The sequence below is a fragment of the Streptomyces lateritius genome (assembly GCF_014649715.1).
Taxonomy (GTDB): Bacteria; Actinomycetota; Actinomycetes; order Streptomycetales; family Streptomycetaceae; genus Streptomyces; species Streptomyces lateritius.
Window position 1 is genome coordinate 37,264 of the sequence record NZ_BMTO01000018.1, and the last position, 25,921, is coordinate 63,184.

The 25,921-nt window shown below is 71.0% G+C and carries 18 protein-coding genes; all 18 read left to right on the forward strand.

The genetic code is table 11. The features are described 5' to 3' along the window. Positions 1-132 precede the first annotated feature (132 nt). The gene (locus tag IE136_RS29930; protein WP_158987282.1) at positions 133-2,754 is read left to right on the forward strand and encodes a valine--tRNA ligase; all 2,622 of its coding nucleotides are present in this window, start codon (positions 133-135) and stop codon (positions 2,752-2,754) included. Positions 2,755-2,926: 172 nt separating this feature from the next. Next, positions 2,927-4,426, forward strand: a complete 1,500-nt coding sequence (folC, locus tag IE136_RS29935; protein WP_189601877.1) for a bifunctional tetrahydrofolate synthase/dihydrofolate synthase — start codon at positions 2,927-2,929, stop codon at positions 4,424-4,426. Positions 4,427-4,431: 5 nt separating this feature from the next. Beyond that, complete coding sequence (locus tag IE136_RS29940; protein ID WP_158987278.1) at positions 4,432-4,791, forward strand: DUF4233 domain-containing protein; 360 nt, start codon at positions 4,432-4,434, stop codon at positions 4,789-4,791. Between the two features lie 194 nt (positions 4,792-4,985). Beyond that, positions 4,986-5,399 carry a nucleoside-diphosphate kinase gene (gene ndk, locus IE136_RS29945; RefSeq protein WP_158987276.1) on the forward strand — a complete coding sequence of 138 codons (414 nt, stop codon included), beginning with the start codon at positions 4,986-4,988 and terminating at the stop codon, positions 5,397-5,399. A gap of 283 nt (positions 5,400-5,682) precedes the next feature. Continuing rightward, positions 5,683-6,702, forward strand: a complete 1,020-nt coding sequence (locus tag IE136_RS29950) for a rod shape-determining protein (RefSeq protein ID WP_158987274.1) — start codon at positions 5,683-5,685, stop codon at positions 6,700-6,702. A gap of 108 nt (positions 6,703-6,810) precedes the next feature. Then, positions 6,811-7,827, forward strand: a complete 1,017-nt coding sequence (gene mreC, locus IE136_RS29955) for a rod shape-determining protein MreC (protein ID WP_158987272.1) — start codon at positions 6,811-6,813, stop codon at positions 7,825-7,827. A 3-nt stretch (positions 7,828-7,830) separates the two neighbouring features. Further along, positions 7,831-8,493: a rod shape-determining protein MreD gene (gene mreD / locus IE136_RS29960; RefSeq protein WP_189601878.1), complete on the forward strand. Its 663-nt coding sequence runs from the start codon at positions 7,831-7,833 to the stop codon at positions 8,491-8,493. A 19-nt stretch (positions 8,494-8,512) separates the two neighbouring features. Beyond that, on the forward strand, positions 8,513-10,705 hold the full coding sequence (mrdA, locus tag IE136_RS29965; RefSeq protein WP_158987268.1) for a penicillin-binding protein 2: 2,193 nt from the start codon (positions 8,513-8,515) through the stop codon (positions 10,703-10,705). Positions 10,706-10,709: 4 nt separating this feature from the next. Continuing rightward, positions 10,710-11,909, forward strand: a complete 1,200-nt coding sequence (gene rodA, locus IE136_RS29970; RefSeq protein ID WP_158987266.1) for a rod shape-determining protein RodA — start codon at positions 10,710-10,712, stop codon at positions 11,907-11,909. Positions 11,910-11,949: 40 nt separating this feature from the next. Continuing rightward, entirely contained in the window at positions 11,950-13,476 is a 1,527-nt protein-coding gene (locus IE136_RS29975; RefSeq protein ID WP_189601879.1) for a CYTH and CHAD domain-containing protein, read from the forward strand. Positions 13,477-13,528: 52 nt separating this feature from the next. Further along, positions 13,529-15,457: a TIGR03960 family B12-binding radical SAM protein gene (locus IE136_RS29980; protein WP_158987261.1), complete on the forward strand. Its 1,929-nt coding sequence runs from the start codon at positions 13,529-13,531 to the stop codon at positions 15,455-15,457. 97 nt (positions 15,458-15,554) lie between these two features. After that, positions 15,555-16,691 carry a hypothetical protein gene (locus IE136_RS29985; RefSeq protein WP_189601880.1) on the forward strand — a complete coding sequence of 379 codons (1,137 nt, stop codon included), beginning with the start codon at positions 15,555-15,557 and terminating at the stop codon, positions 16,689-16,691. A 124-nt stretch (positions 16,692-16,815) separates the two neighbouring features. Further along, positions 16,816-17,619, forward strand: coding sequence for a TIGR03936 family radical SAM-associated protein (locus IE136_RS29990; RefSeq protein ID WP_189601881.1), 804 nt, complete (start codon positions 16,816-16,818; stop codon positions 17,617-17,619). Positions 17,620-17,853: 234 nt separating this feature from the next. After that, a complete protein-coding gene (locus tag IE136_RS29995; RefSeq protein WP_189601882.1) occupies positions 17,854-21,651 on the forward strand; it encodes an Rne/Rng family ribonuclease in 3,798 nt (1,265 codons plus the stop codon). A gap of 255 nt (positions 21,652-21,906) precedes the next feature. Further along, positions 21,907-22,227 (forward strand): 50S ribosomal protein L21, encoded by a 321-nt coding sequence (gene rplU, locus IE136_RS30000; protein WP_114036861.1) that lies wholly within the window; start codon positions 21,907-21,909, stop codon positions 22,225-22,227. 14 nt (positions 22,228-22,241) lie between these two features. Then, positions 22,242-22,496: a 50S ribosomal protein L27 gene (gene rpmA, locus IE136_RS30005; protein ID WP_030961848.1), complete on the forward strand. Its 255-nt coding sequence runs from the start codon at positions 22,242-22,244 to the stop codon at positions 22,494-22,496. 111 nt (positions 22,497-22,607) lie between these two features. Further along, positions 22,608-24,047, forward strand: coding sequence for a GTPase ObgE (obgE, locus tag IE136_RS30010; protein WP_158987253.1), 1,440 nt, complete (start codon positions 22,608-22,610; stop codon positions 24,045-24,047). A 71-nt stretch (positions 24,048-24,118) separates the two neighbouring features. Then, complete coding sequence (locus IE136_RS30015; RefSeq protein ID WP_308432493.1) at positions 24,119-25,756, forward strand: glycosyltransferase family 2 protein; 1,638 nt, start codon at positions 24,119-24,121, stop codon at positions 25,754-25,756. The last annotated feature ends 165 nt before the right edge of the window (positions 25,757-25,921 follow it).

Genomic DNA, 25,921 nt, shown 5'->3' on the forward strand with positions numbered 1-25,921 from the left:
GTTCCCCTCACAGGATGTTTATGCGTAGCGGACATCCTGTCGGAACCGCCGTCGTGCCGGGGCGGCGGGGGGCACACCGTTACCGAACAATCGAGTTTCAGGACCACCCCGCCGCACCCCTAAACTGACCCCGTGACCGAGAACACTCAGCAGCAGCCAGCAGCCAACCCCGAACTGCCGACCCAGTACGCGCCGGCCGAAGTAGAGGGGAAGCTGTACGAGCGCTGGGTAGAGCGCGGTTACTTCGAGGCGGACGAGAAGAGTGACAAGCCGCCGTACACCATCGTCATCCCGCCGCCGAACGTCACCGGTTCGCTCCACCTGGGCCACGCCTTCGAGCACACGCTGATCGACGCCCTCACCCGCCGCAAGCGCATGCAGGGCTACGAGACGCTGTGGCAGCCGGGCATGGACCACGCCGGTATCGCGACCCAGAACGTCGTCGAGCGTGAGCTCGCCAAGGAGGGCAAGTCCCGCCACGACCTGGGCCGCGAGGCCTTCGTCGAGCGGGTCTGGCAGTGGAAGGCCGAGTCCGGGGGCCAGATCTCCGGCCAGATGAAGCGCCTGGGCGACGGTGTCGCCTGGTCCCGTGAGCGCTTCACCATGGACGAGGGCCTGTCCCAGGCCGTCCAGACCATCTTCAAGAAGCTCTACGACGACGAGCTGATCTACCGGGCCGAGCGCATCATCAACTGGTGCCCCCGCTGTCTGACGGCGATCTCGGACATCGAGGTCGAGTACCAGGACGACGACGGCGAGCTCGTCTCGATCCGGTACGGCTCCGGGGACACGGAGATCGTCGTCGCCACGACCCGTGCTGAGACGATGCTCGGTGACACCGCCGTCGCCGTCCACCCGGACGACGAGCGGTACCGCCACCTCGTCGGCACCGAGATCGAGCTGCCGCTGACCGGCCGCCGGATCCCGGTCGTCGCCGACGAGCACGTCGACCCCGAGTTCGGCACCGGCGCCGTCAAGGTGACCCCGGCGCACGACCCGAACGACTTCGAGATCGGTCAGCGCCACAACCTGCCGAACCTCGCGGTCATGGACGAGCGCGCGGTCATCACCGCCCACGGCCCCTTCCAGGGCCTGGACCGCCTGGAGGCCCGCTCCGCCATCGTCGCCGCGCTGCGCGCCGAGGGCCGGATCGTCGCCGAGAAGCGTCCGTACGTCCACTCCGTCGGCCACTGCTCGCGCTGCAAGACCACCATCGAGCCGCGCCTGTCGATGCAGTGGTGGGTCAAGGTCGGTCCGCTCGCCCAGGCCGCGGGTGACGCGGTCCGCGACGGCCGGGTCAAGATCCACCCCCAGGAGATGGAGAAGCGGTACTTCGACTGGGTCGACAACCTGCACGACTGGTGCATCTCGCGCCAGCTGTGGTGGGGCCACCGCATCCCGGTCTGGTACGGCCCGAACGGCGAGATCGTCTGCGTCGGACCGGACGAGCAGCCGCCGACGGGCGAGGGCTGGCACCAGGACACGGACGTCCTGGACACCTGGTTCTCCTCCGGCCTGTGGCCGTTCTCCACGCTCGGCTGGCCGGAGCGGACCGACAGCCTCGCGAAGTTCTACCCGAACTCCGTCCTGGTCACCGGCTACGACATCCTCTTCTTCTGGGTCGCCCGGATGATGATGTTCGGCCTGTACGCGATGGACGGCACCCCGCCGTTCCACACCATCGCCCTGCACGGCATGGTCCGCGACCAGTTCGGCAAGAAGATGTCGAAGTCCTTCGGCAACGCGGTCAACCCGCTGGACTGGATGGACGAGTACGGCTCCGACGCCGTCCGCTTCACCCTGGCCAACGGCGCCAACCCGGGTGTCGACGTCCCGATCGGCGAGGACTGGGTCAAGGCGTCCCGGAACTTCGCCAACAAGATCTGGAACGCGACCCGCTTCGCGCTGATGAACGGCGCGACGGTCGAGGGTCCGCTGCCCGACGCGTCGGAGATGTCCGCGACGGACCGCTGGATCCTCTCCCGTCTCAACAAGACGGTCGCCGAGGTCGACGGGTACTACGACGACTACCAGTTCGCGAAGCTCGCCGACGCCCTCTACCACTTCGCGTGGGACGAGGTCTTCGACTGGTACGTCGAGCTGTCGAAGACGACGTTCTTCGCGGGCGGCGAGCAGGCCAAGGTCTCCGGCCGGGTCCTCGGCGAGGTCCTGGACGTCATGCTGCGCCTGCTGCACCCGATCGTCCCGTTCGTCACCGAGACGCTCTGGACCACGCTCACCGGCAAGGAGTCCGTCGTCATCGCGGACTGGCCGACCGACTCGGGCTTCCGTGACGAGGCCGCCGAGCGCGAGATCGAACTGGTCCAGCAGGTCGTCACCGAGGTCCGCCGGTTCCGCTCGGACCAGGGTCTGCAGCCCGGCCAGAAGGTCCCGGCCCGCCTGGACCTGACCGGCACGCAGCTCGCCCCGCACGAGGCGGCCATCCGTCAGCTGCTGCGTCTGCAGCCGGAGGGCGAGGGCTTCTCGGCCACCGCCTCCCTGCCGGTCGCCGGGGCCACGGTCGCGCTCGACCTGTCCGGCACGATCGACGTGGCGGCGGAGCGCAAGCGGCTGGCCAAGGACCTGGCGGCCGCGGAGAAGGAGAAGGCGCAGGCGAACGGGAAGCTCGGCAACGAAGCGTTCCTGGCCAAGGCGCCGGACAACGTGGTCGAGAAGATCCGTACCCGGCTCGCCAAGGCGGACGAGGACATCGCCCGCATCCAGGCGCAGCTGGAGCGACTGCCGCAGGCGTGAGTACGGGTGTGGGGCCCGGGACCTGTCGGTCCCGGGCCCCACACGTATTTCCGGAGCGCTGTCCGGAAGGACCCACCGGTGTCGGCGCCGGCCGGCCCCGCGACAGTGGGGGTGAAAGTCCCGAAAGGGGTGGGTCGCCGGTGCTGTCGGTACGCCTCCGTAGACTGGGACCGTGAGTGAGCCCCGCGACGAGTTCGACCCGTTCGACGACATCGTCGATGCCGAGACCGACCGTGACCCCGACCTGGCGGTGATCGAGGCCGGCAGCCGCACGCTGCGCGCGCAGGCCGGTCCGCCCCAGGGTGACCCCGTGCCCGCCCGGCCCTCCGACCCGGAGGTGGACAAGGCGCTGCGCGAGGTCGAGACCGAGCTGTCGACCCGCTGGGGCGAGACCAAGCTGGAGCCGTCGGTCCGGCGGATCGCCGCGCTGATGGACGTCCTCGGTGAGCCGCAGCGCGCGTACCCCTCGATCCACATCACGGGCACGAACGGCAAGACGTCCACGGCCCGGATGATCGAGGCGCTGCTCTCGGCGTTCGACCTGCGCACCGGCCGTTACACCTCGCCGCACGTGCAGACGATCACCGAGCGCATCAGCCTGGACGGCGCCCCGATCTCCGCCGAGCGGTTCATCGAGACGTACCAGGACATCAAGCCGTACATCGAGCTGGTCGACGCGCGTGAGGAGTTCCGGCTCTCCTTCTTCGAGGCCATGACCGCGATGGCGTACGCGGCCTTCGCCGACGCGCCGGTGGACGTGGCGGTCGTCGAGGTCGGCATGGGCGGCACCTGGGACGCCACCAACGTCATCGACGGCTCGGTCGCGGTCGTCACCCCGATCGACCTCGACCACACCGACCGGCTCGGCGACACGCCCGGTGCGATCGCCGGCGAGAAGGCCGGGGTCATCAAGCAGGGCGCGACGGTGGTCCTGGCCCAGCAGCCGGTGGACGCGGCGCAGGTCATGCTGAAGAAGGCCGTCGAGGTCGACGCGACGGTGGCCCGCGAGGGCATGGAGTTCGGCATCGTCAGCCGAGAGATCGCGGTCGGCGGCCAGCTGCTGACCCTGCGCGGGCTCGGCGGCGAGTACGACAGCGTCTTCCTGCCGCTCTACGGCGCCCACCAGGCGCACAACGCGGCGGTCGCGCTCGCGGCGGTCGAGGCCTTCTTCGGGATCGGCGCCGAGCACGCCCGCACCCTGGACATCGACACGGTCCGCCGTGCCTTCGCCTCGGTGTCCTCGCCGGGCCGCCTGGAGGTCGTGCGCAGCTCCCCGACGGTGATCCTGGACGCGGCGCACAACCCGGCGGGTGCGCGGGCCACGGCCGAGGGCATCAGCGAGGCCTTCGGGTTCTCGCGGCTGATCGGCGTGGTGAGCACCAGCGCCGACAAGGACGCCAAGGGCCTGCTGGAAGCCTTCGAGCCGATCTTCGCGGAGGTCGTCGTCACGGCGAACTCCAGCCCCCGCGCGACCGACGTGGACGCGCTCGCGGCGATCGCCGTGGAGGTCTTCGGCGAGGACCGGGTGGTCGTCGAGCCGCGCCTGGACGACGCCATCGAGGCGGCGATCACGCTCGCGGAGGAAGAGGACGAGTACGCCGGCGCGGGTGTGCTGGTGACCGGTTCGATCTTCACGGTCGGGGACGCCCGGCTGCTGCTCGGAAGGCGCTGAATCCGATGCGTACGCTCTGTGCCTCCACCCTCATCGGCGAGTTCTTCGTGATCGGCTTCGCCGGTCTCGTCGCCATGAAGGACGACACGCTGTCGACCACCACGGTCTGGACCGTCTGTGGCGTCGCGATGTTGCTGTCGGTGCTGCTCTGCGGGATGCTGACCCGCCCGGGCGGCGTCCAGCTCGGCTGGGTGCTGCAGGTCGCCCTCATCCTGAGCGGCTTCGTGGTGCCGATGATGTTCTTCCTGGGCGCGCTCTTCGCGGCGCTGTGGTGGGCCTCGGTGCACTACGGGCGGATCATCGACGAGGCGAAGGCCCGGTGGGCCGCGCAGGCGGAGAGTCAGGCGGCGGCGGACGCGTCGTAACGCGTTCGGCCCCCGCCGGTCCCTCCGTCCGCCGGTTTCCTCCGCCCCGGCCTTCCGTCCGCCGGGTCCTCTGCCCTCCGCCCGTCCCGGCTGCCCACCCGGGTCTCCGTACGGCCTGACGCTGCGTAATCGGCGGCCGTGTGAGACCTGTAGCCTCTGAGTCCCGCACACCGCATTCGTAAGGAGTCTCCACCGTGAGCCAGCGCACGCTCGTCCTGCTCAAGCCCGACGCCGTCCGCCGTGGCCTGATCGGCGAGATCATCGGCCGTATCGAGCGCAAGGCCGGTTGGACCATCTCCGCGCTCGAAATGCGCGAGCTGAGCCAGGAGACGCTGGAGCAGCACTACGGCGAGCACAAGGGCAAGCCCTTCTACGAGCCGCTGATGGGCTTCATGCAGTCCGGCCCGGTCGTTGCCCTGGTCGTCGAGGGCGAGCGTGTGATCGAGGGCCTGCGCACCCTCGCGGGCCCGACCGACCCGATCGCCGCCGCCCCCGGCTCCATCCGCGGGGACTACGGGACCATCGTCCGGGAGAACCTCATCCACGCCTCGGACTCCGAGGAGTCCGCCATTCGGGAAATGAAGATTTTCTTCCCCGGTCTGGCGTGACCGAGGCTGACCCGCTGTCAGCCATCCACCGCAACAACGTGGGGCGACCGATGGAATTTCGGTCGCCCCCGGGCATATGAACGAGGCAACCGGGAACGCATCGCAGCGTCCTACCGTCACCTATACAGAGGTGGACCACCGCGCGGTATCCGTGCGGGCGGCACTACGATGGAAAACTCCACGCCGCAGCACCCGCCGCACCACCACCTCGCCTACCTGAGAAGCCGTCAAGCTCCAATTGGGAAGGCACCGACGCATCCTCATGGGAAACAAGGGGAACTCAATGTCGTTCATCGGCCGTGACATGGCTGTCGACCTCGGGACCGCCAACACGCTGGTGTACGTCAGGGGTCGAGGCATCGTTCTGAACGAGCCGTCCGTCGTCGCGATCAACACCAACACCGGCGGCATCCTCGCGGTCGGCTCCGAGGCGAAGAAGATGATCGGCCGGACACCCGGCAACATCGTCGCCGTCCGGCCTCTGAAGGACGGTGTGATCGCCGACTTCGAGATCACCGAGCGTATGCTCCGCTACTTCATCCTGAAGATCCACAAGCGCCGCTACCTGGCCCGCCCCCGGGTCGTCGTCTGTGTGCCCTCCGGCATCACCGGTGTCGAGCGCCGCGCCGTCATCGAGGCCTCCACGCAGGCCGGTGCCCGGCAGGTGCACATCATCGAGGAGCCCATGGCCGCGGCCATCGGCTCGGGCCTGCCGGTCCACGAGGCGACCGGCAACATGGTCGTCGACATCGGTGGCGGCACCACCGAGGTTGCCGTGATCTCGCTCGGCGGAATCGTCACGGCACAGTCGATCCGGGTGGCCGGCGACGAGCTGGACAACGCGATCATCCAGCACATCAAGAAGGAGTACTCGCTCCTCCTCGGTGAGCGCACCGCCGAACAGATCAAGATCACGATCGGCTCGGCGTACGACCTCGACAATGACGAGCACACCGAGATCCGCGGTCGTGACCTGGTCTCCGGTCTGCCCAAGACCGTGGTCATCTCCGCCGCCGAGGTCCGCAAGGCCATCGAGGAGCCGGTCAACGCGATCGTCGACGCCGTGAAGACGACGCTCGACAAGTGCCCGCCGGAGCTCTCCGGTGACGTGATGGACCGCGGCATCGTTCTCACGGGTGGGGGCGCCCTGCTGCGCGGCCTGGACGAGCGGCTGCGCCGCGAGACCGGGATGCCGATCCACATCGCCGAGGACCCGCTGGACTCGGTGGCGCTCGGCTCAGGCAAGTGCGTGGAGGAGTTCGAGGCGCTCCAGCAGGTGCTCGACGCTCAGCCCCGCCGGTAGGAATCGTCCCGTTCCCCGGGCCCACGGGTCCGGGGAACGGCGCCGACCGGACAGCACCGACAACGGCAGAGAACAACCGATCCAAGAGGAAAGGCACGGCCGCCGCACGTGAGGGACACACGAGAGAGCCGGCTGCTCCTGGTGCTGCTGATCGCCATCGCGTTCGCGCTGATCACGGTGGACATCCGCGGTGGCGAGGAGTCACCGGTCGACGGCGCCCGGCAGGCCGCCGCGGCTGTCTTCGGACCGGTGGAGAACGGCGTCGCGGCAGCGGTCGACCCCGTCGGCAACGCCATAGGAGCGGTACGCGACTCCGGCGAGCGCCACACCCGTATCGCCGCACTGGAACGTGAGAACGCCGCCCTCAAGGCCAAGCTGGGCAGCGACGACCGCAACCGCAGCCGCCTCCACGAGCTCGACACCATGCTCAAGACGGCCGGTGCCGGGCAGTACGGCATCAAGGCCGCCGAGGTCATCGCCATAGGGGCGGCCCAGGGCTTCTCCTGGACCGTCACCATCGACGCCGGCGCCAACGACGGCATCAGGCGGGACATGACCGTGCTCAACGGCTCCGGTCTGGTCGGCCGGGTCACCACCGTCGGCCCCTCCACGGCGACCGTCCTGCTCGCCAGCGACCCCGACTTCACCGTCGGCACCCGCATGGAGAAGACCAACGAACTCGGCTTCGCCACCGGCCAGGGCAACGGACCGCTCCTCGTCCAGCTCCTCAACGGCAAGGCGAAGGTGAATGCCGGCGACCGGCTCGTCACCTTCGGCTCGCAGGCCGCCAAGCCGTTCGTGCCCGGGGTGCCGGTCGGCGAGGTCATCCGCGTGGACCCGTCGGGCGGCGGCCTGACCCGCAACATCTACGTCCGCCCGTACGTCGCCTTCACCAAGCTCGACATCGTCGGCATCGTCGTCCAGGCCCCGCGCACGGACCCCCGTGACATGGTCCTGCCGCCCAAGTCCAAGCCCGCGCCGACCGTCACCGTCACGGTCACCCCGCCCCCACCGGAGGGGCAGCAGCAGGCCGGCGAGCAGCCGGGACAGCAGCCGGGACGGCAACAGCAGCCCGGACAGCAGCCGGAGCAGGGGCAGAAGCCCGAGAACGAGCAGGGGGACTGAGGCATGAAGTTCAACCGGATCCTCCTGTCGGTCACCCTCGTCGTGGTCGCCCTCGTCATCCAGGTCTCCGTCCTCGCCCGCCTCCAGCTCCCCGGAGCCGTACCGGACCTCGTCCTGCTGACCGTCCTCGGCCTCGCCCTCGTGTACGGCCCCGTCAGCGGCTCCCTCATCGGTTTCGGGGCCGGACTCCTCGCCGACCTCGCCCCGCCCGCCGACCACGCCGCCGGCCGCTACGCCCTGGTGCTGTGCCTCATCGGCTACCTCGCCGGCCTCGCCCGCCCCGAGAACGGCCGGCTCAAGTCCGCCAGCGGCCCGATGGCCGTGGTCGTGGCCGCCGCGATCGGCACCACCCTGCTGTACGCGGGAGTGGGCGCCCTGGTCGGAGACACCGCCGCCCGCCACGTCGGCCTCGGCTTCCTGCTGTTCACCGCGGCCGTCTACGACCTGCTCCTCGCGCCCTTCACCGTGCCGCTGATCATGGCCCTGGCCCGGCGCGCGGAGAACGACCCGCTCGTCGACACCTCCGGAAGCACCGACGTCGCCACCGGCTGGCTCGCCTCCGGCACGGGCCTGCGGATCGGCACCCAGCGCGGTGGCCTGCTCGTCAAGGCCGCCCGCACCAGAGCCTCACGCGCCGGACGTATCAAGGGAGTCAAGCGACTGTGACCGAGGGGGCACCGGCAGTATGAGCAACATCCCGGAGACCGGACGGACTCCCAGGGTCCAGGTCCGGCTCGTCGTCATCCAGGTTCTCGTCTTCTCCCTCCTCCTCACCCTCGGCGGACGCCTCTGGTACCTCCAGATCCGCAACGGCAAGGAGTACACCGACGAGGCGAGGAGCAACCACGTCCAGCGGGTCGTCCAGCCCGCCGTACGCGGCTCCATCCTCGACGCCCGCGGCGTCCCCCTCGCCGACAACGAGACCCGCCTCGTGGTCTCCGCGTCCCGCACCGACCTGATGAAGATGAAGGACGACGGCAAGGCCGTCCTCACCCGTCTCGCGGGCGTCCTGGGCATGAAGCCCAAGGACGTCATGGACAAGGTCCGGCTCTGCGACTCCCAGACCCCCCAGCCCTGTTGGAACGGCTCGCCCTACCAGCCGATCCCCGTCACCAACAAGGCCACCACGCAGCAGGCGCTGCGGATCCGCGAGAGCTCCGAGGACTTCCCCGGCATCACCGCCGAACCCACCGCCGTCCGCCGCTACCCCGCGCCCGGCAAGGCCCGCACCTCGCAGGTCCTCGGCTACCTCTCGCCGGTCACCGACGAGGAGATCCAGAAGGCCAAGGACACCGACTCGCCGCACCTGCGCTCCGACCAGGTCGGCCGCTCGGGCCTGGAGCGCACCTACGACAAGCAGTTGCGCGGCAAGGCCGGCGTCACCTCGTACGAGGTCGACAAGCTGGGCCGGGTCATGGACCAGACCGAGTCCGACCCTGGCGTGCCGGGCTCCCACGTCGTCACCAGCATCGACGCCAGGGCCCAGGCCGTCGCCGAGTTCGAACTCCACGCGGCGATGGAGACCGTGCGGAAGGAGACCGACAAGATCACCGGTCGTCCGTACGAGGCCGACGCGGGCGCCGTCGTCGTCATGGAGTCCAAGACCGGCCGGGTCGTCGCGATGGCCTCCCAGCCGGACTACGACCCGAACGCCTGGATCGGCGGCATCTCCGCCAAGGACTACACCAGGCTCACCGACAAGAACTCCAACTACCCGCTGCTCAACCGCGCCATCCAGGGCCAGGCCCCCGCCGGCTCCGTCTTCAAGGTGGTCTCGGCGAGCGCCGCCGTGCGAGCCGGCTACCCCTTCAACGACCGCTACAACTGCAGCAGCTCCTACAGCATGGGAAACCGCAGCTTCGCGAACTTCGAGTCCAAGGGCCACGGCCCCATCACCCTCGGAGACGCCCTCAAGTTCTCCTGCAACACCGTCTTCTACCGTCTCGGCCACCAGGAGTGGCAGCGCGACGGCGGCATGAAGCCGAAGAAGGACGCCCACGACTGGTTCTACCGGACCGCCCGCGACTTCGGTTTCGGCTCCGAGACCGGCGTCGACCTGCCGAACGAGGTCACCGGCCGCATCCCGGACCGCCAGTGGAAGCAGAGCTTCTGGGAGGCCAACAAGGACTCCTGGTGCAAGCAGGGCAAGAAGGGCGGCACGTACGTCGAGCAGATCGCGTACGAGAGCTGCCTCGAAGGCAACCAGCTGAAGGCCTTCGACAGCATCAACTTCGCCATCGGGCAGGGCGACGTGCTCATCACCCCGGTCCAGCTGGCCACCGCCTACGCCGCCATCAGCAACGGCGGCACCCTCTACAACCCCACCATCGGCAAGGCCGTCATCAGCCCCGACGGCAAGAGGATCCAGGAGATCAAGCCCAAGGCCCACGGCAGGCTGCCGGTCGACGCGCAGACCATCCGCGACCTCGACAAGGGCCTGCGCTCCGTCGTCGAGCCCGGCGGCACCGCCGCCTGGCGGTTCGGCGGCTGGCCGCAGGACAAGATCCCGATGCGGGCCAAGACCGGTACCGCCCAGGTCTACGGCAAGCAGACCACCTCGTGGTTCGCGACCTACACCGACGACTACACGATCGTCATGACGATCTCGCAGGGTGGTACGGGCTCCGGCGCCTCCGGCCCCGCCGTCCGCAACATCTACGACGCGCTCTACGGCCTCGACGACGAGGGCAACCAGGACCTCAAGCGGGCCCTGCTGCCCAAGCCGCAGCAGGCGCTGCCGAAGATCCAGGCCGACGGGACCATCGAGGCGCCCGAGATCAAGCCGTACGACCCCGCGTCACAGCTGGTCGACCCGAACAAGAAGAGGGAAGGCGGGCAGGAGCCACTCGCGGGACCGCCTCCCGTCTGGAGGGACTGACCTGATGACCGCACCCCACGGCTTCTCCGTCTCCCGGTACGCCCCCGAGCGCGGGCCGCTCGCGAAGCTCACCGCCCGCGACTCGGTGCTGCGCCGGCTCGACTGGCCGATCCTGCTCTCCAGCATCGCCCTGTCCCTCCTCGGCGCCCTGCTCGTCTGGTCCGCCACCCGCGGCCGGACCGAGCTCAACCAGGGCGACCCGTACTACTTCCTGCTCCGTCACCTCCTGAACACCGGCATCGGGCTCGTCCTGATGATGGGCACCGTCTGGCTCGGCCACCGCACCCTGCGCGGCGCGGTGCCGGTCCTCTACGGCATCTCGATCGTGCTGATCCTCGCCGTCCTCACCCCGCTCGGCGCGACCATCAACGGCGCGCACGCGTGGATCGTCATCGGCGGCGGTTTCTCGCTCCAGCCCAGTGAGTTCGTCAAGATCACGATCATCCTGATCATGGCGGTGCTCCTGGCCGCCCGGGTCGACGCCGGCGACCAGATCCACCCCGACCACGGCACCGTCGCCAAGGCGCTCCTCCTCGCCGCGCTGCCCATGGGCATCGTCATGCTGATGCCGGACCTCGGCTCGGTGATGGTCATGGCGGTGATCGTGCTCGGGGTGCTCCTGGCCTCCGGCGCCTCCAACCGCTGGGTGATCGGCCTCATCGCCGCGGGGATCACCGGCGCCGTCCTCGTCGCCGCGCTCGGAGTCCTCGACGAGTACCAGATCAACCGCTTCGCCGCCTTCGCCAACCCCGAACTCGACCCGGCCGGCGTCGGCTACAACACCAACCAGGCGCGCATCGCGATCGGATCCGGCGGCCTGTACGGGGCGGGACTCTTCAACGGCCACCAGACCAGCGGCCAGTTCGTTCCCGAACAGCAGACCGACTTCATCTTCAGCGTCGCGGGCGAGGAACTCGGCTTCCTCGGCGGCGGACTGATCATCGTGCTGCTCGGCGTGATCCTGTGGCGCGCCTGCCGGATCGCCCGCGAGACGACGGAGCTCTACGGCACGATCGTCGCGGCCGGCATCATCGCCTGGTTCGCCTTCCAGTCCTTCGAGAACATCGGCATGGCACTCGGCATCATGCCCGTCGCGGGCCTTCCCCTGCCGTTCGTCTCCTACGGAGGCTCGTCGATGTTCGCCGTGTGGGTGGCGATCGGACTCCTCCAGTCCATTCGCGTGCAGCGGCCGATGACGGCGTGACGGCATGGACCGGCCTCCCGGGGGCAACTAGATTCGAATGATGGCGGAGACGAAGCGCGAGATCGAGCGGAAGTACGAAGCCGACGACGAGACGGAGCTCCCGGACCTCACCCGGGCCCGCGGGGTCTCGGCGGTCCTGGACCGGGGCGTCGCCGAACTCGACGCCGTCTACTACGACACGCCCGGTCTGCGGCTTGCCGCCGACTCCCTCACGCTGCGCCGCCGCACCGGAGGTGAGGACGCCGGCTGGCACCTCAAGTTCCCCGTCGCCACCGGAATCCGCGACGAGATCAGGGCCCCGCTCTCGGACACGCTCCCGCGTTCCCTGGCGGGGCTCCTGCGTTCCCGCGTGCACGACGAGCCGGTCGTCCCCGTCGTCCGGCTCCGCTCCTCCCGGGACGTCCGCCACCTCGTCGACGGCGACGGCACGCTGCTCGCCGAGGTGTCGGTGGACACGGTCCGCGCCGAACGCCTGGGGGAGGGCGGCGGCGCCACGGCCTCCTGGAAGGAGATCGAGGTCGAACTGGCGGACGGCGCCGACCCCGCGCTCCTCGACACCGTCGAGAAGCGCCTGCGGAAGGCCGGCATCCACCCCTCGGCCTCGCCCTCCAAGCTGGCCAGGGCGCTGGAGGAGACGACGCCCGGGGACGCCGTGCCCGCGCGGCCGGAGCAGCCCGCCGAGGACACCGCGGGCGCCCGCGTCCTGGCGTACGTACGCGAGCAGATCGACGCCATCGTCACGCTCGACCCCGCCGTCCGGCGCGACCTGCCCGACTCCGTCCACAAGATGCGCGTCGCCACGCGCAGGCTCCGCAGCGCCTTCAAGACGTACCGCAAGGTCCTCGACCGGACCGTCACCGACCCCGTCGGCGAGGAGCTGAAGTGGCTCGCCGGCGAGCTCGGCGTCGCCCGTGACCAAGAGGTCCTCCACGCCCGCCTGCGCGGCCGCCTCGACGAGCTTCCCCCGACCCTCCTCCTCGGCCCCGTTCACGCGCGGCTGCGGATCTGGGACGTCTCGCGGGGCGTCGACGCCCGCCGCACCGCGCTCGCCGCCCTTGACTCCGGCCGCTATCTCGCCCTGCTGAAGATTCTCGACGCCCTCCTGGCCGACCCGCCCCTGCGCAAGGACGCCCGCAAGGCCCCGGCACCCGTCCTCGCCCGGGCCGTGCTCAAGGACTACGACCGCCTCGCCGACCGCGTCGAGCAGGCCCTCGCCCTGCCCGCCGGCCACGACCGCGACATCGCGATGCACCAGGCCCGCAAGGCCGCCAAACAAGTCCGCTACGCCGCCGACGCCGCCACCCCCACGCTCGGCAAGCCCGCCAAGCGCTTCGCCAAGAGGATCAAGACCGTCCAGACCCTCCTCGGCGACCACCAGGACAGCGTCGTCGCCCGCGAGGCCCTGCGGACCCTCGCGATACAGGCACACGCGGCGGGGGAGACGGCGTTCACCTGGGGGCTTCTCCACGGTCGGGAGGAGGCGGCCGGAGCGGCCGGGGAGCGCGCCTTCCCGGACGCCTGGAAGTGGGCCTCGGCCCCGAAACCTCGGGCGGCACTGGCCCGCTGAGCACCGGGGTACGCTTGAGAGTCGCCCCCCTGCCAGCTCACGAAGGTTCGAGATGTCTGCTGCCGAGTCTGTCTTCCCGCAGCTCGAAGCTCTGCTCCCGCACGTGCAGAAGCCGATTCAGTATGTCGGCGGAGAGCTGAACTCCACGGTCAAGCCGTGGGAGTCCGCCGACGTCCGCTGGGCGCTCATGTACCCGGACGCGTACGAGGTCGGCCTGCCCAACCAGGGCGTCATGATCCTGTACGAGGTGCTCAACGAGCGCGAGGGCGTGCTCGCCGAGCGGACGTACAGCGTGTGGCCGGACCTCGAAGAGCTGATGCGCGAGCACGGCGTCCCGCAGTTCACCGTGGACAGCCACCGCCCCGTCGGCGCATTCGACGTCTTCGGGCTGAGCTTCTCCACCGAGCTGGGCTACACCAACATGCTCACCGCCCTCGACCTGGCGGGCATCCCGCTGGAGTCGAAGGACCGGACCGTCGACCACCCGATCGTGCTCGCCGGCGGCCACGCCGCGTTCAACCCCGAGCCGATCGCGGACTTCATCGACGCGGCGATCATCGGCGACGGCGAGCAGGCCGTCCTCGACATGACCGAGATCATCAGGACCTGGAAGGCCGAGGGCCGCCCCGGCGGCCGCGAGGAGGTCCTCCTCCGGCTGGCGAAGACCGGCTCGGTCTACATTCCCGGCTTCTACGACGTCGAGTACCTGCCCGACGGCCGTATCGCCCGGGTCGTACCCAACCGCTCCGGCGTGCCGTGGCGCGTCTCCAAGCACACCGTCATGGACCTCGACGAGTGGCCCTACCCCAAGCAGCCGCTGGTCCCGCTCGCCGAGACCGTCCACGAGCGGATGTCCGTCGAGATCTTCCGCGGCTGCACCCGCGGCTGCCGTTTCTGCCAGGCCGGCATGATCACGCGTCCCGTGCGGGAGCGAAGCATCACCGGCATCGGCGAGATGGTCGAGAAGGGTCTCAAGGCGACGGGCTTCGAGGAGGTCGGCCTCCTCTCGCTCTCCTCCGCCGACCACACCGAGATCGGTGACATCGCGAAGGGCCTCGCCGACCGGTACGAGGAGGACAAGATCGGTCTGTCCCTCCCCTCGACCCGCGTCGACGCCTTCAACGTGGACCTCGCCAACGAACTGACGAGGAACGGCCGTCGATCCGGCCTCACCTTCGCCCCCGAGGGCGGCTCCGAGCGCATGCGCAAGGTCATCAACAAGATGGTCTCGGAGGAGGACCTCATCCGGACCGTCTCCACCGCGTACGGCAACGGCTGGCGCCAGGTGAAGCTGTACTTCATGTGCGGCCTGCCGACCGAGACGGACGAGGACGTCCTCCAGATCGGCGACATGGCGGTCAAGGTCATCGCCGAGGGCCGCAAGGTCTCCGGCCAGAACGACATCCGCTGCACGGTGTCGATCGGCGGCTTCGTGCCCAAGCCGCACACCCCCTTCCAGTGGGCCCCGCAGCTCTCCGCCGAGGAGACCGACGCCCGCCTGGGGAAGCTCCGGGACAAGATCCGCGGCGACAAGAAGTACGGCCGCTCGATCGGCTTCCGATACCACGACGGCAAGCCCGGCATCGTCGAGGGCCTGCTCTCGCGTGGCGACCGGCGCGTCGGCGCGGTCATCCGCGCGGTGTACGAGGACGGCGGCCGCTTCGACGGCTGGCGCGAGTACTTCTCGTACGACCGCTGGATGAGCTGCGCGGAGAAGACCCTCCCGGAGATGGGCGTCGACGTCGACTGGTACACGACGCGCGAGCGTACGTACGAGGAGGTCCTGCCCTGGGACCACCTGGACTCCGGTCTCGACAAGGACTGGCTCTGGGAGGACTGGCAGGACGCGCTCGACGAGACCGAGGTCGAGGACTGCCGCTGGACGCCGTGCTTCGACTGCGGTGTCTGCCCCGCGATGCAGACCGAGATCCAGGTCGGCCCCACGGGCAAGAAGCTGCTGCCGCTGACGGTCGTGAAGTAGGCCGTTCGGGTAGGCCGTTCGGGTTCGATCGCGTCACACTTCGACGACGGCCCGGCTGAGGGGAAACCCTCCGCCGGGCCGTCGCGTCATTCCGGGCATGAGCATGGAGAAGTCGCAGCCCCGTCCCGAGCCCGAGGGCTGCCTCACGGCGTTCATCAGGATGCCCGTCCGGATCGTGGTCCTGGTGATCGTCGTGCCCGTCCGCATGGTCTGGGACGTCCTCGTCGTCTGCGCGCGGGCCGTCGACCGGGCGGTCCTGCGCCCCGTCGGCCGCTCGCTGGCCTGGTTGTTCCGGCACGTGGTGGCCGTCCCGCTCACCTGGCTCGGCACGCACGTCCTCGCCCCGCTGTTCCGTGGCGTCTTCACCGCCGTCACCTGGCTGGCCAAGGCCCTGTGCGTGTGGCCCTGGGTCGCCCTGTGGCGGTACGTGGTGGTGCCGCTGGTCCGGTACGGCATCGCGATCCCGGCCGCGTGGCTGTACCGGACGGTGTTCACCCCGTTGGGCCAGGGTCTCGCGTGGATCTTCACGCGCACGGGCCACGGCCTCGGCCGGCTCCTCACCGGGCTGTGGCGGTACCTGCTTGTGCCGCTTGCCCACTACGGCTTCGCCGTCCCCGCCGGCTGGCTCCACGCCCGGGTCCTCACCCCGCTCGGACGCGCCCTGACCTGGCTCTTCACCGGACTGGGCCGCGTACTCGGATGGCTGGCCAAGGCTCTGTTCGTATGGCCGTGGGTCGCGCTCTGGCGCTATCTGCTCGTGCCGCTCGTCCGCTGCGGAATCGTCGTCCCGCTCGCCTGGCTCTGGCGGCGGGTCCTCGCGCCGGTCGGCCGTGAGATCGTCGACGCCCTTCAGGTCTGCTGGCGGATCGCCGGCCACATCTCCCGCGCCGTCGGCCGGGCCGTCAAATGGCTCGCCTGGAACCTGATCGGGCGCCCGCTGGCCTGGTTCTACAAGTGCGTCGCCCGGCCCGTCGGGCACTGGGTACGGGACAGCCTCTGGGCCCCGGCCCGCAGCGCGGCCGTCCAGGCCGGGCGTGTCGCTCGTGCCGCCCTGGCCTCCGCCCGCGCGACCGTGCGCCAGGCCCGGCGAGACGCGTGGTACGCCCTGGTCGGCGGAGCCCGGCCGACCGAGCCTGGGGAACCGGTGGTGGCCTCTGCGCGTACTCTGGGTAGTACAACAAGTGCCTCCGGCGCGGCGCCCGCACCCGAGATCTCCCCGCGAAGGCGGGGGTGAGCCGGTCGGGACCCCCAGAGGCCACCCGTATTTCGAGGGCGGCGCGCCACCCGCGTCCGCCCCGCACCGAGGAGAAGAACCACTGGGCAAGCGACAGCCCGAAGGCCCGCCGCCCGCACCGGCGGTGCAGCGCATCCGACTGCGCTACACCAAGCGCGGCCGCCTCCGGTTCACCAGCCATCGTGACTTCCAGCGCGCGTTCGAGCGCGCGCTGCGCCGCGCCGAGGTGCCCATGGCGTACTCGGCCGGCTTCACCCCGCACCCCAAGGTGTCGTACGCCAACGCCGCCCCCACGGGTACGGGCTCCGAGGCCGAGTTCCTGGAGATCGCCCTCACCGAGGCGCGGGACCCGGAGACCCTGCGGGTGCTGCTCGACGAGTCGCTCCCCGCCGGCCTCGACATCACCGACGCCGTCGAGGCCCGGACCTCCGGACTCGCCGACCGGCTCACCGCCTCCGTGTGGGAGCTGCGGCTCGACGGCGTCACCTTCGAGGACACGGAGAAGGCCGTCGAGGCGTTCCTCGCGGCCGAGACCGTGGAAGTGCAACGCAAGACCAAGAACGGCATCCGCACCTTCGACGCCCGCTCCGCCGTCGCCGGCCTCGTCGCCGAGCGTCCACAGGCCGACCCTCCGGGCCATCCCCAGGTTGATAGGCCGCTGGACAATGCCTGTGCGATACTGCGGCTGGTTGTTCGGCACGTGACACCTGCCGTGCGACCCGACGACGTCCTGTCCGGTCTCCGAGCTGTGGCCGACCTGGCGCCGCCGGTCCCCGCAGCGGTGACCAGGCTGGCGCAGGGGCTCTTCGACGAGGAGTCCGGCACGGTGACCGACCCGCTCGCGCCCGACCGCGAGGCAGTCAAGGCCGCTTCACCCACGGCCGCCGCGACCGCCTCAGCGACGGCGCCGGGTACCGGTACCGCGTAGGGAGCGGTCGTCGTAGCGCAGCCCTGGTACTCGGGAGCCACCTGGGTCGGGCAGCGCACTGACCAGGAGACTTTCGCCAGGCCGTACGCACAACGCATACGGAACCGGCGAGCCAGACATCAGCTCCCGTGCGGCGCCCGCGCCCCGGACGGCGGCACCGCGCATCTCGCGCGATCGTGCCGCCGGACCGGAACAAGGCGCGGCGCCCGGGGGCGTGACGGGAGAACCGCCCGCATGCTCGAGCCGAACGAAGAGAACACCACCGCACCTGGTGACAAGCTGCCGCCGCGCCGCAGGCGCCGCGCCGCGTCCCGACCGGCCGGTCCGCCGGTGACGGAGGGCACCACCTCGGCCGCGGCCGAGGTGGTCGTGGAGACGCCGGTGGCCGAGGCCCCGGCCGTCGAGGCGGAGGCCGCCCCGGCGCCCCGCACCCGCCGTCGTGCCACCCGTAAGGCCACCTCTCCGGAGCCGGTCGCCGAGACCGTCGAGGCCCCGGCCGCCGTGGAGGCGCCCGTCGAGGCCGCCCCGGCCGTCGAGGTCCCGGCCGAGGAGCCGGCGCCCGCGCGCACCCGCCGTCGTGCCACCCGTAAGGCCACGTCTGCGGAGCCGGTCGCCGAGACCGTCGAGGCCCCGGCCGCCGTGGAGGCGCCCGTCGAGGCCGCCCCGGCCGTCGAGGCGGAGGCCGCCCCGGCGCCCCGCACCCGCCGTCGTGCCACCCGTAAGGCCACCTCTCCGGAGCCGGTCGCCGAGACCGTCGAGGCCCCGGCCGCCGTGGAGGCGCCCGTCGAGGCCGCCCCGGCCGTCGAGGTCCCGGCCGAGGAGCCGGCGCCCGCGCGCACCCGCCGTCGTGCCACCCGCAAGGCCACCTCCCCGGAGCCTGTCGCCCCTTCGGCCGGCGAGAGCCTGCCGCAGGAGACCGTCGCCCAGATGACCACCGAGCAGGCCGAGCCCGAGGTCGCCGCCGCGGAGAAGGCCGCCACCCGGGGCCGTACCCGTCGCCGCGCCACCTCGCCGCAGTTCACCTCCGAGCCGGTCGTCGCCCCGAAGGCCGAGGAGACGCCTCGCGGCCGCCGTGCCGCGCGTCCCGCCGTCGCCGTCTTCCAGGCCCCGGTCTTCACCGAGCCGATGTTCCAGACCCCGGAGACGGCGGCCGCCGCGGCCGCCGCCGAGGCCGCGGAGCTGGACGAGGAAGAGACCGTCGAGACCGCGGAGCCGGTCGTCGAGACCGTCGAGACCGTCGAGCGTCCCGAGCCCGCCGGCCGTCGCCGCCGTCGCCGTCGTGGCGAGCCCGCCGAGCCCGCGGCCGCCGAGCCCGTCGTCGTCGAGCCCCTGCCCACCACCGTGGCCGACGAGCCCGAGGTCGAGGCCGAGGAACCCGAGTCCGAGGCCGTGGAGGCCGAGGAGTCCGACGAGTACGAGGACCGTCCGTCCCGGCGCCGTCGCCGCGGTGGCCGTCGCCGTCGCCGTGGCGAGCTCGCCGAGGCGGAGGACGCCGAGGAGTCCGAGGAGGCGGAGGAGACCCGCGCCGAGGACGAGGAGGCCGAGGAAGAGGCCGACGAGTCCGACGAGTACGAGGGCGGCGGCCCGTCCTCCGCCGGCACCAGCAGCTCGCGCCGCCGCCGCCGTCGTCGCCGCCGCAGCGGTGACACCGGTGTCGACGCCGAGGGTGGCGAGGACGACGGCGTCCGTACGGTCGTCAAGGTCCGCGAGCCCCGCCCGGCCCGCGAGAAGGCCGAGCCCGGCACGGGAGCAGACGAGGTCCAGTCCATCAAGGGCTCGACCCGCCTGGAGGCGAAGAAGCAGCGGCGCCGCGAGGGCCGCGAGCAGGGCCGCCGCCGCGTCCCGATCATCACCGAGGCCGAGTTCCTGGCCCGCCGCGAGGCCGTCGAGCGCGTCATGGTCGTCCGCCAGAACGGCGAGCGCACCCAGATCGGCGTGCTCGAGGACAACGTGCTCGTCGAGCACTACGTCAACAAGGAGCAGGCCACCTCGTACGTCGGCAACGTCTACCTGGGCAAGGTCCAGAACGTCCTGCCGTCGATGGAGGCCGCCTTCGTCGACATCGGCAAGGGCCGCAACGCCGTCCTGTACGCCGGTGAGGTCAACTTCGAGGCGCTCGGCATGGCCAACGGGCCGCGCCGCATCGAGACCGCGCTCAAGTCCGGCCAGTCGGTCCTCGTCCAGGTGACGAAGGACCCGATCGGCCACAAGGGCGCGCGCCTCACCAGCCAGGTCTCCCTCCCGGGCCGTTACCTCGTGTACGTCCCCGAGGGCTCGATGACCGGCATCAGCCGCAAGCTCCCGGACACCGAGCGCGCGCGTCTGAAGACCATCCTCAAGAAGATCGTTCCCGAGGACGCGGGCGTCATCGTGCGCACCGCCGCCGAGGGCGCGAGCGAGGACGAGCTGCGCCGCGACGTCGAGCGTCTGCAGGCGCAGTGGGAGGACATCCAGAAGAAGGCGAAGAACGGCGGCGGCTCCAACGCGCCCGCCCTTCTCTACGGTGAGCCGGACATGACCGTCCGGGTCGTCCGCGACATTTTCAACGAGGACTTCTCCAAGGTCATCGTCAGCGGCGACGACGCGTGGGAGACCATCCACGGGTACGTGAACCACGTCGCCCCGGACCTGACCGACCGCCTGTCCAAGTGGACGAGCGAGGTCGACGTCTTCGCGACGTACCGGATCGACGAGCAGCTCATGAAGGCGCTGGACCGCAAGGTCTGGCTGCCGAGCGGTGGCTCGCTGGTGATCGACAAGACCGAGGCGATGATCGTCGTCGACGTCAACACCGGCAAGTTCACCGGCCAGGGCGGCAACCTCGAGGAGACCGTGACGAGGAACAACCTCGAAGCGGCCGAGGAGATCGTGCGCCAGCTGCGCCTGCGCGACCTGGGCGGCATCGTGGTCATCGACTTCATCGACATGGTCCTGGAGTCCAACCGCGACCTGGTGCTGCGCCGCCTCCTGGAGTGCCTGGGCCGCGACCGGACCAAGCACCAGGTGGCCGAGGTCACCTCGCTGGGTCTGGTTCAGATGACCCGCAAGCGGGTCGGTCAGGGCCTCCTCGAGTCCTTCTCCGAGACCTGCGTCCACTGCAACGGGCGTGGCGTGATCGTGCACATGGAGCAGCCGACCGCCCCCGGTGGCGGCGGTGGCGGCAAGCGCTCGAAGAAGCGCGGTCGCGGCGGTGCCGAGCACGAGCACGAGCACGTCGAGGTGGTGGAGACCGAGGCCGAGGGCGTCGAGACCGAGGCCGAGCTGGCCGCGGAGGTCGCCGCCCCGGTCGCCGTGGAGGAGCCCTTCCGCCCGGACGAGGAGCTGTACAGCAGCGCCGCCGAGGCCGAGGCCGCCGCCACGCGTGGCCGTGGCCGTCGTCGCGCCACCCGCAAGGTGTCCGCGCCGGCCGGCCCGCCGGCCGTCGCCGCGCCCGAGCCGGAGCCGGTCGCAGTGCCGGAGCCCGAGCCGGTCGTCGAGGCCGCCCCCGAGCCGGTTGTCGCGGCCGAGCCCGTGGCCGAGGCCCCGGCCTCCGTCGAGGAGGCCGCCCCGGCTCCTCGTACCCGCCGCCGTGCCACCCGTAAGGCCACGGCCCCGGCTGGCGCCCCCGCCCCTGCCCCCGAGCCGGTCGTCGAGGCCGCCCCGGAGCCGGAGCCGGTCGTCGTGCCCGAGCCCGAGCCCGTCGTCGAGACGCCGGTCGTCGAGGAGGCCCCCGTGGCCGCCCCGCCGAAGGCCCGTCGCCGTGTGGTCCGTAAGGTCACCGCTCCCGCCGGGTCCCCGGCCGGTGCCGAGGAGGCCGCCGTCGTGGTGGTCGACACCCCGGTCGCCGCCGAGAGCCCCGCCCCGGAGGCGGAGGCCGGTGCCGAGGCCGAGGCCGCCGCCCCGGCCAAGAAGGCGGTCCGCAAGACCGCCAAGAAGGCCACCGCGAAGAAGGCCGCCACCAAGAAGACGGCGGCCGTGAAGAAGACCGCGGCGAAGAAGACGACCACGAAGAAGGCCGCCGCCAAGAAGACGGCCGCACCCGCGCAGGACTGACGCGGCCACGGTGGGACGTCCTCCTCCGAGGACGTCCCACCTGGCTTCGCGGGGTCGAAGTCACCGAATTTGACCCCTTGAGGCACCGGCCCGTAACCTTGACCGTCGGCGTGTCGTATGACGCGCCGCTCCCCTGAGCACCCTCCTCCCGGTCTGCCGGGAGAGGCCGCTCGTCCATTTCCGGATCATCGCGGGCCCCGGCCCGTGTGAGCGGCTGGCATCAGGGGTCCGTTCCCGAGTGAGAGAGAGATCCGCGTGTACGCCATCGTGCGCAGCGGTGGTCGCCAGCACAAGGTTGCTGTCGGCGACATCGTTGAGGTTGACAAGATTTCCACTGCCAAGGTTGGCGACACGGTCGAGCTCTCGACCCTGCTCGTTGTCGACGGCGACGCCGTGACCAGCGACCCGTGGGTCCTGGCCGGTATCAAGGTCACGGCCGAGGTCGTGGACCACCACAAGGGCGCGAAGATCGACATCCTTCGCTACAAGAACAAGACCGGCTACCGCCGTCGCCAGGGCCACCGCCAGCAGTACACGGCGATCAAGGTCACCGGCATCCCCACGGCTGCGAAGTAAGGGACTGAGGAGAGATGGCACACAAGAAGGGCGCATCGTCCACTCGGAACGGTCGCGACTCCAATGCTCAGCGGCTCGGCGTGAAGCGCTTCGGCGGTCAGGTCGTCAACGCCGGTGAGATCCTGGTCCGCCAGCGTGGCACCCACTTCCACCCGGGCGCGGGCGTCGGCCGCGGCGGCGACGACACGCTGTTCGCCCTCAACGCCGGTGCGGTGCAGTTCGGCACCCACCGTGGCCGCAAGGTCGTGAACATCGTTCCGGTCGCCTGATCGGTTCTTTTGCGGAGGCGGACCTCACTTCCCGTAACGGGAAGCGGGTCCGCCTTTCGCGTGTTACTAGATAGACATTCCGCACGTAAGTAACTCTGGAGGCACAGAACCATGACCACCTTCGTGGACCGCGTCGAGCTGCACGTCGCCGCGGGTAACGGAGGCCACGGCTGCGCCTCCGTTCACCGGGAGAAGTTCAAGCCGCTCGGCGGCCCGGACGGCGGCAACGGCGGCCGTGGCGGCGATGTGATCCTGGTCGTCGACCAGTCCGTCACCACGCTCCTCGAGTACCACCACTCCCCGCACCGCAAGGCGACCAACGGCAAGCCCGGCGAGGGCGGCAACCGCTCCGGCAAGGACGGCCAGGACCTCGTCCTGACCGTGCCCGACGGCACCGTCGTCCTCGACAAGCAGGGGAACGTCCTCGCGGACCTCGTCGGCGAGGGCACCACGTACGTCGCCGCCCAGGGCGGCCGCGGCGGCCTCGGCAACGCCGCACTGGCCTCGGCCCGCCGCAAGGCGCCCGGCTTCGCGCTCCTCGGCGAGCCCGGCGACATGGGCGACATCGTCCTGGAGCTGAAGACCGTCGCCGACGTGGCGCTCGTCGGCTACCCCAGCGCCGGCAAATCCTCGCTCATCTCCGTCCTGTCGGCCGCCAAGCCGAAGATCGCGGACTACCCGTTCACCACGCTCGTCCCGAACCTGGGCGTCGTCACGGCCGGCTCGACGGTCTACACGATCGCCGACGTCCCGGGGCTCATCCCGGGCGCCAGCCAGGGCCGCGGCCTGGGCCTGGAGTTCCTGCGCCACGTCGAGCGCTGCACGGTCCTCGTGCACGTCCTCGACACGGCGACCCTGGAGTCCGACCGTGACCCGGTCTCCGACCTCGACGTGATCGAGGAGGAGCTGAAGCAGTACGGCGGCCTCGACGACCGTCCCCGCATCGTCGTCCTCAACAAGATCGACATCCCGGACGGCCAGGACCTCGCGGACATGATCCGCCCGGACCTGGAGGCCCGCGGCTACCAGGTCTACGAAGCGTCGGCCGTGGCCCGTACGGGTCTGAAGGAGCTGTCCTTCGCCCTTGCCGAGATCGTGTCGAAGGCGCGCGCGGCCAAGCCGAAGGAGGAGGCGACCCGAATCGTCATCCGCCCGAAGGCGGTCGACGACGCGGGCTTCTCGGTCACCTACGAGGAGTCCGAGGACCTGTACCGCGTGCGCGGCGAGAAGCCGGAGCGCTGGGTCCGCCAGACCGACTTCAACAACGACGAGGCCGTCGGCTACCTGGCCGACCGTCTCAACCGTCTCGGTGTCGAGGACGCGCTGATGAAGGCGGGCGCCCGCGCGGGCGACGGCGTCGCGATCGGCTCCGAGGAGAACGCGGTCGTCTTCGACTGGGAGCCCACGATGATGGCCGGTGCCGAGATGCTCGGCCGCCGAGGCGAGGACCACCGTCTCGAAGCCCCGCGTCCGGCCGCGCAGCGCCGCCGGGACCGGGACGCGGAGCGGGACGACGCCCAGCGCGAGTTCGACGACTTCAACCCGTTCTAAGGGACGTCGACCCGCTCGGGCCGACGCCGGGAGCCGGAGGGGGGTCACGCATCCTCCCGTAGGATTCACGGGTGAGCGAGACCCCCCGCATGCCCCCCGCTTCGGCCCGAGTCAGCGTCGTCGTCATCGCGTACAACGACGCCGAGCACGTCGGTGACGCCGTCCGTTCCGCCCTGGCCCAGGGTGACGTCGTCGGCGAGGTGATCGTGGTCGACGACGCGTCGAGCGACACGACCCGTGACGTGCTGGCGGCCTTCGACGGCGACCCGCGCGTGCGCGTGCTCGCCCGGGAGGACAACAGCGGAGGCTGCGGCACCCCGCGCAACGACGGCATCGCCGCCGCCGTCCACCCCTACGTCATGTTCCTCGACAGCGACGACCTGCTGCTGCCGGGGGCGGCCGACGGGCTTCTCGCCGCCGCCACCCGGCACGACGCGGACGTGGTCGCCGGCGTGTGCGTCCGCCGTGAGCTCCCCGAGGGCAGGGAGACGACCTGGGCCGCGCGGTTGTACGACACCGCCGAGGGCGCCGCTCTGCCCGGCACCGTGCTCGACGGTGTCGAGGACCACCCCGAGTTGCTCCTCGACACGCTCTCCGTCAACAAGCTGTACCGGCGCGCGTTCCTGAACGAGCACGGCATCCGCTTCCCCGACGGGGCCTTCCACTACGAGGACTTCGTCTTCGTCGCCCGCGTCCACGCCGCCGCGCCCCGGCTCGCCGTCACCGACGTACCCGTGTACGTCTGGCACGTCCGGCGGCAGGCCGCCACCCTCTCGATCTCGCTGCGGCGGGCTTCCCTGGCGAACTGGGAACACCGGCTCGCCGCCCACCAGGCCGTCGTGGAGGTGTTCCGCGCCGCCGGAAAGCCCGCGCTCGCCACCGCGGCGCAGACCAAGTTCCTCGACTACGACCTGCCGATGTACCTGCGCGAGCTGAACCAGCGGTCGGAGGAGTACCGGGCCGGGTGGTGGGACTCCGCCCGCGCGTACGTGTCGGCCTTCGAGACCGAGGCGGTGGCCTCCGCGACCGCGCCCTCGCGCTGGATCCACGGCGCGCTGGCGGCCTGCGCCGAGCCGTACGCCCTCGGTCGGCTGGTCGAGCTGGCCGCGCCCCTTCCCCGTCTGATCCCCCCGTATCACCGCTCCGCCGCGGGCCGGCCGGTGCTGGCCGACGCTCCCTGCGACGTACCGCTCGACGGTCTGGCCGAGCTGTCGGCCCGGGAGCTGCCGATCGCCGTGGACGGAACGGTGTCCGTCGGCGTCACCACGCGGCTGACCCTGACCGTGCACGATCTCTACGGCAAGGCCGACGCCCTGCGCCCCGCCTCTGTGCGGGTCGAGTTCGCGGAGCGGGTGGCCGCCGACCGGAAGGTCGCCGTCGAGGCACCGGTGACCCCCGTCGAGGGTGGCTGGACCGCTTCCGTACGGGTTCCCACCAGCGAACTTGTCTGCGCCGGGCGGCTCGCCGCGTGGTCCGTCCTCGCCGAGGTGCGCTTCGCGGACGGAGTGGCCGGCGGTGTCACGGAGGTCAGGGCCCCGCAGGGCTACGCGGGCCGGCGGGGTGTGGTGATGAGCCGCACGGCCCGCATCCTGCTCGTCCAGTCCCATGTCTCCGCCCGGCGCGGGCTGATCCTGCGTCTCGCCGACGGCACGCTCGGTGCCCGTCGGGTGCTCTCCGGACGACTGCGGCGACTCCTCGCACGCCGCTGAGTGTTCACCCGGGAGCCGTAGCGGCGGGGCTCGAAGGCGATTATGGAACAATTGCGCTCGCGAGGTAGCCTTTCCGGTCGCTGGGTGACTGCGGCGCGGTCCGCCGCGTCGCCCCCGCACCACCGGAAGCCCGATGTGCGCCACGCCATGGCGCCGGCAGCGCTA

What these genes read in the sequence shown, in the direction of transcription:
- IE136_RS29940 (WP_158987278.1), top strand. Translation starts at nt 4,432, where the DNA reads ATGCGTACGCTCTGTGCCTCCACCCTCATCGGCGAGTTCTTCGTGATC.
- IE136_RS29950 (WP_158987274.1), top strand. Translation starts at nt 5,683, where the DNA reads ATGTCGTTCATCGGCCGTGACATGGCTGTCGACCTCGGGACCGCCAAC.
- mreD (WP_189601878.1), top strand. Translation starts at nt 7,831, where the DNA reads ATGAAGTTCAACCGGATCCTCCTGTCGGTCACCCTCGTCGTGGTCGCC.
- mrdA (WP_158987268.1), top strand. Translation starts at nt 8,513, where the DNA reads ATGAGCAACATCCCGGAGACCGGACGGACTCCCAGGGTCCAGGTCCGG.
- rodA (WP_158987266.1), top strand. Translation starts at nt 10,710, where the DNA reads ATGACCGCACCCCACGGCTTCTCCGTCTCCCGGTACGCCCCCGAGCGC.
- IE136_RS29975 (WP_189601879.1), top strand. Translation starts at nt 11,950, where the DNA reads ATGGCGGAGACGAAGCGCGAGATCGAGCGGAAGTACGAAGCCGACGAC.
- IE136_RS29980 (WP_158987261.1), top strand. Translation starts at nt 13,529, where the DNA reads ATGTCTGCTGCCGAGTCTGTCTTCCCGCAGCTCGAAGCTCTGCTCCCG.
- IE136_RS29985 (WP_189601880.1), top strand. Translation starts at nt 15,555, where the DNA reads ATGAGCATGGAGAAGTCGCAGCCCCGTCCCGAGCCCGAGGGCTGCCTC.
- IE136_RS29995 (WP_189601882.1), top strand. Translation starts at nt 17,854, where the DNA reads ATGCTCGAGCCGAACGAAGAGAACACCACCGCACCTGGTGACAAGCTG.
- rpmA (WP_030961848.1), top strand. Translation starts at nt 22,242, where the DNA reads ATGGCACACAAGAAGGGCGCATCGTCCACTCGGAACGGTCGCGACTCC.
- obgE (WP_158987253.1), top strand. Translation starts at nt 22,608, where the DNA reads ATGACCACCTTCGTGGACCGCGTCGAGCTGCACGTCGCCGCGGGTAAC.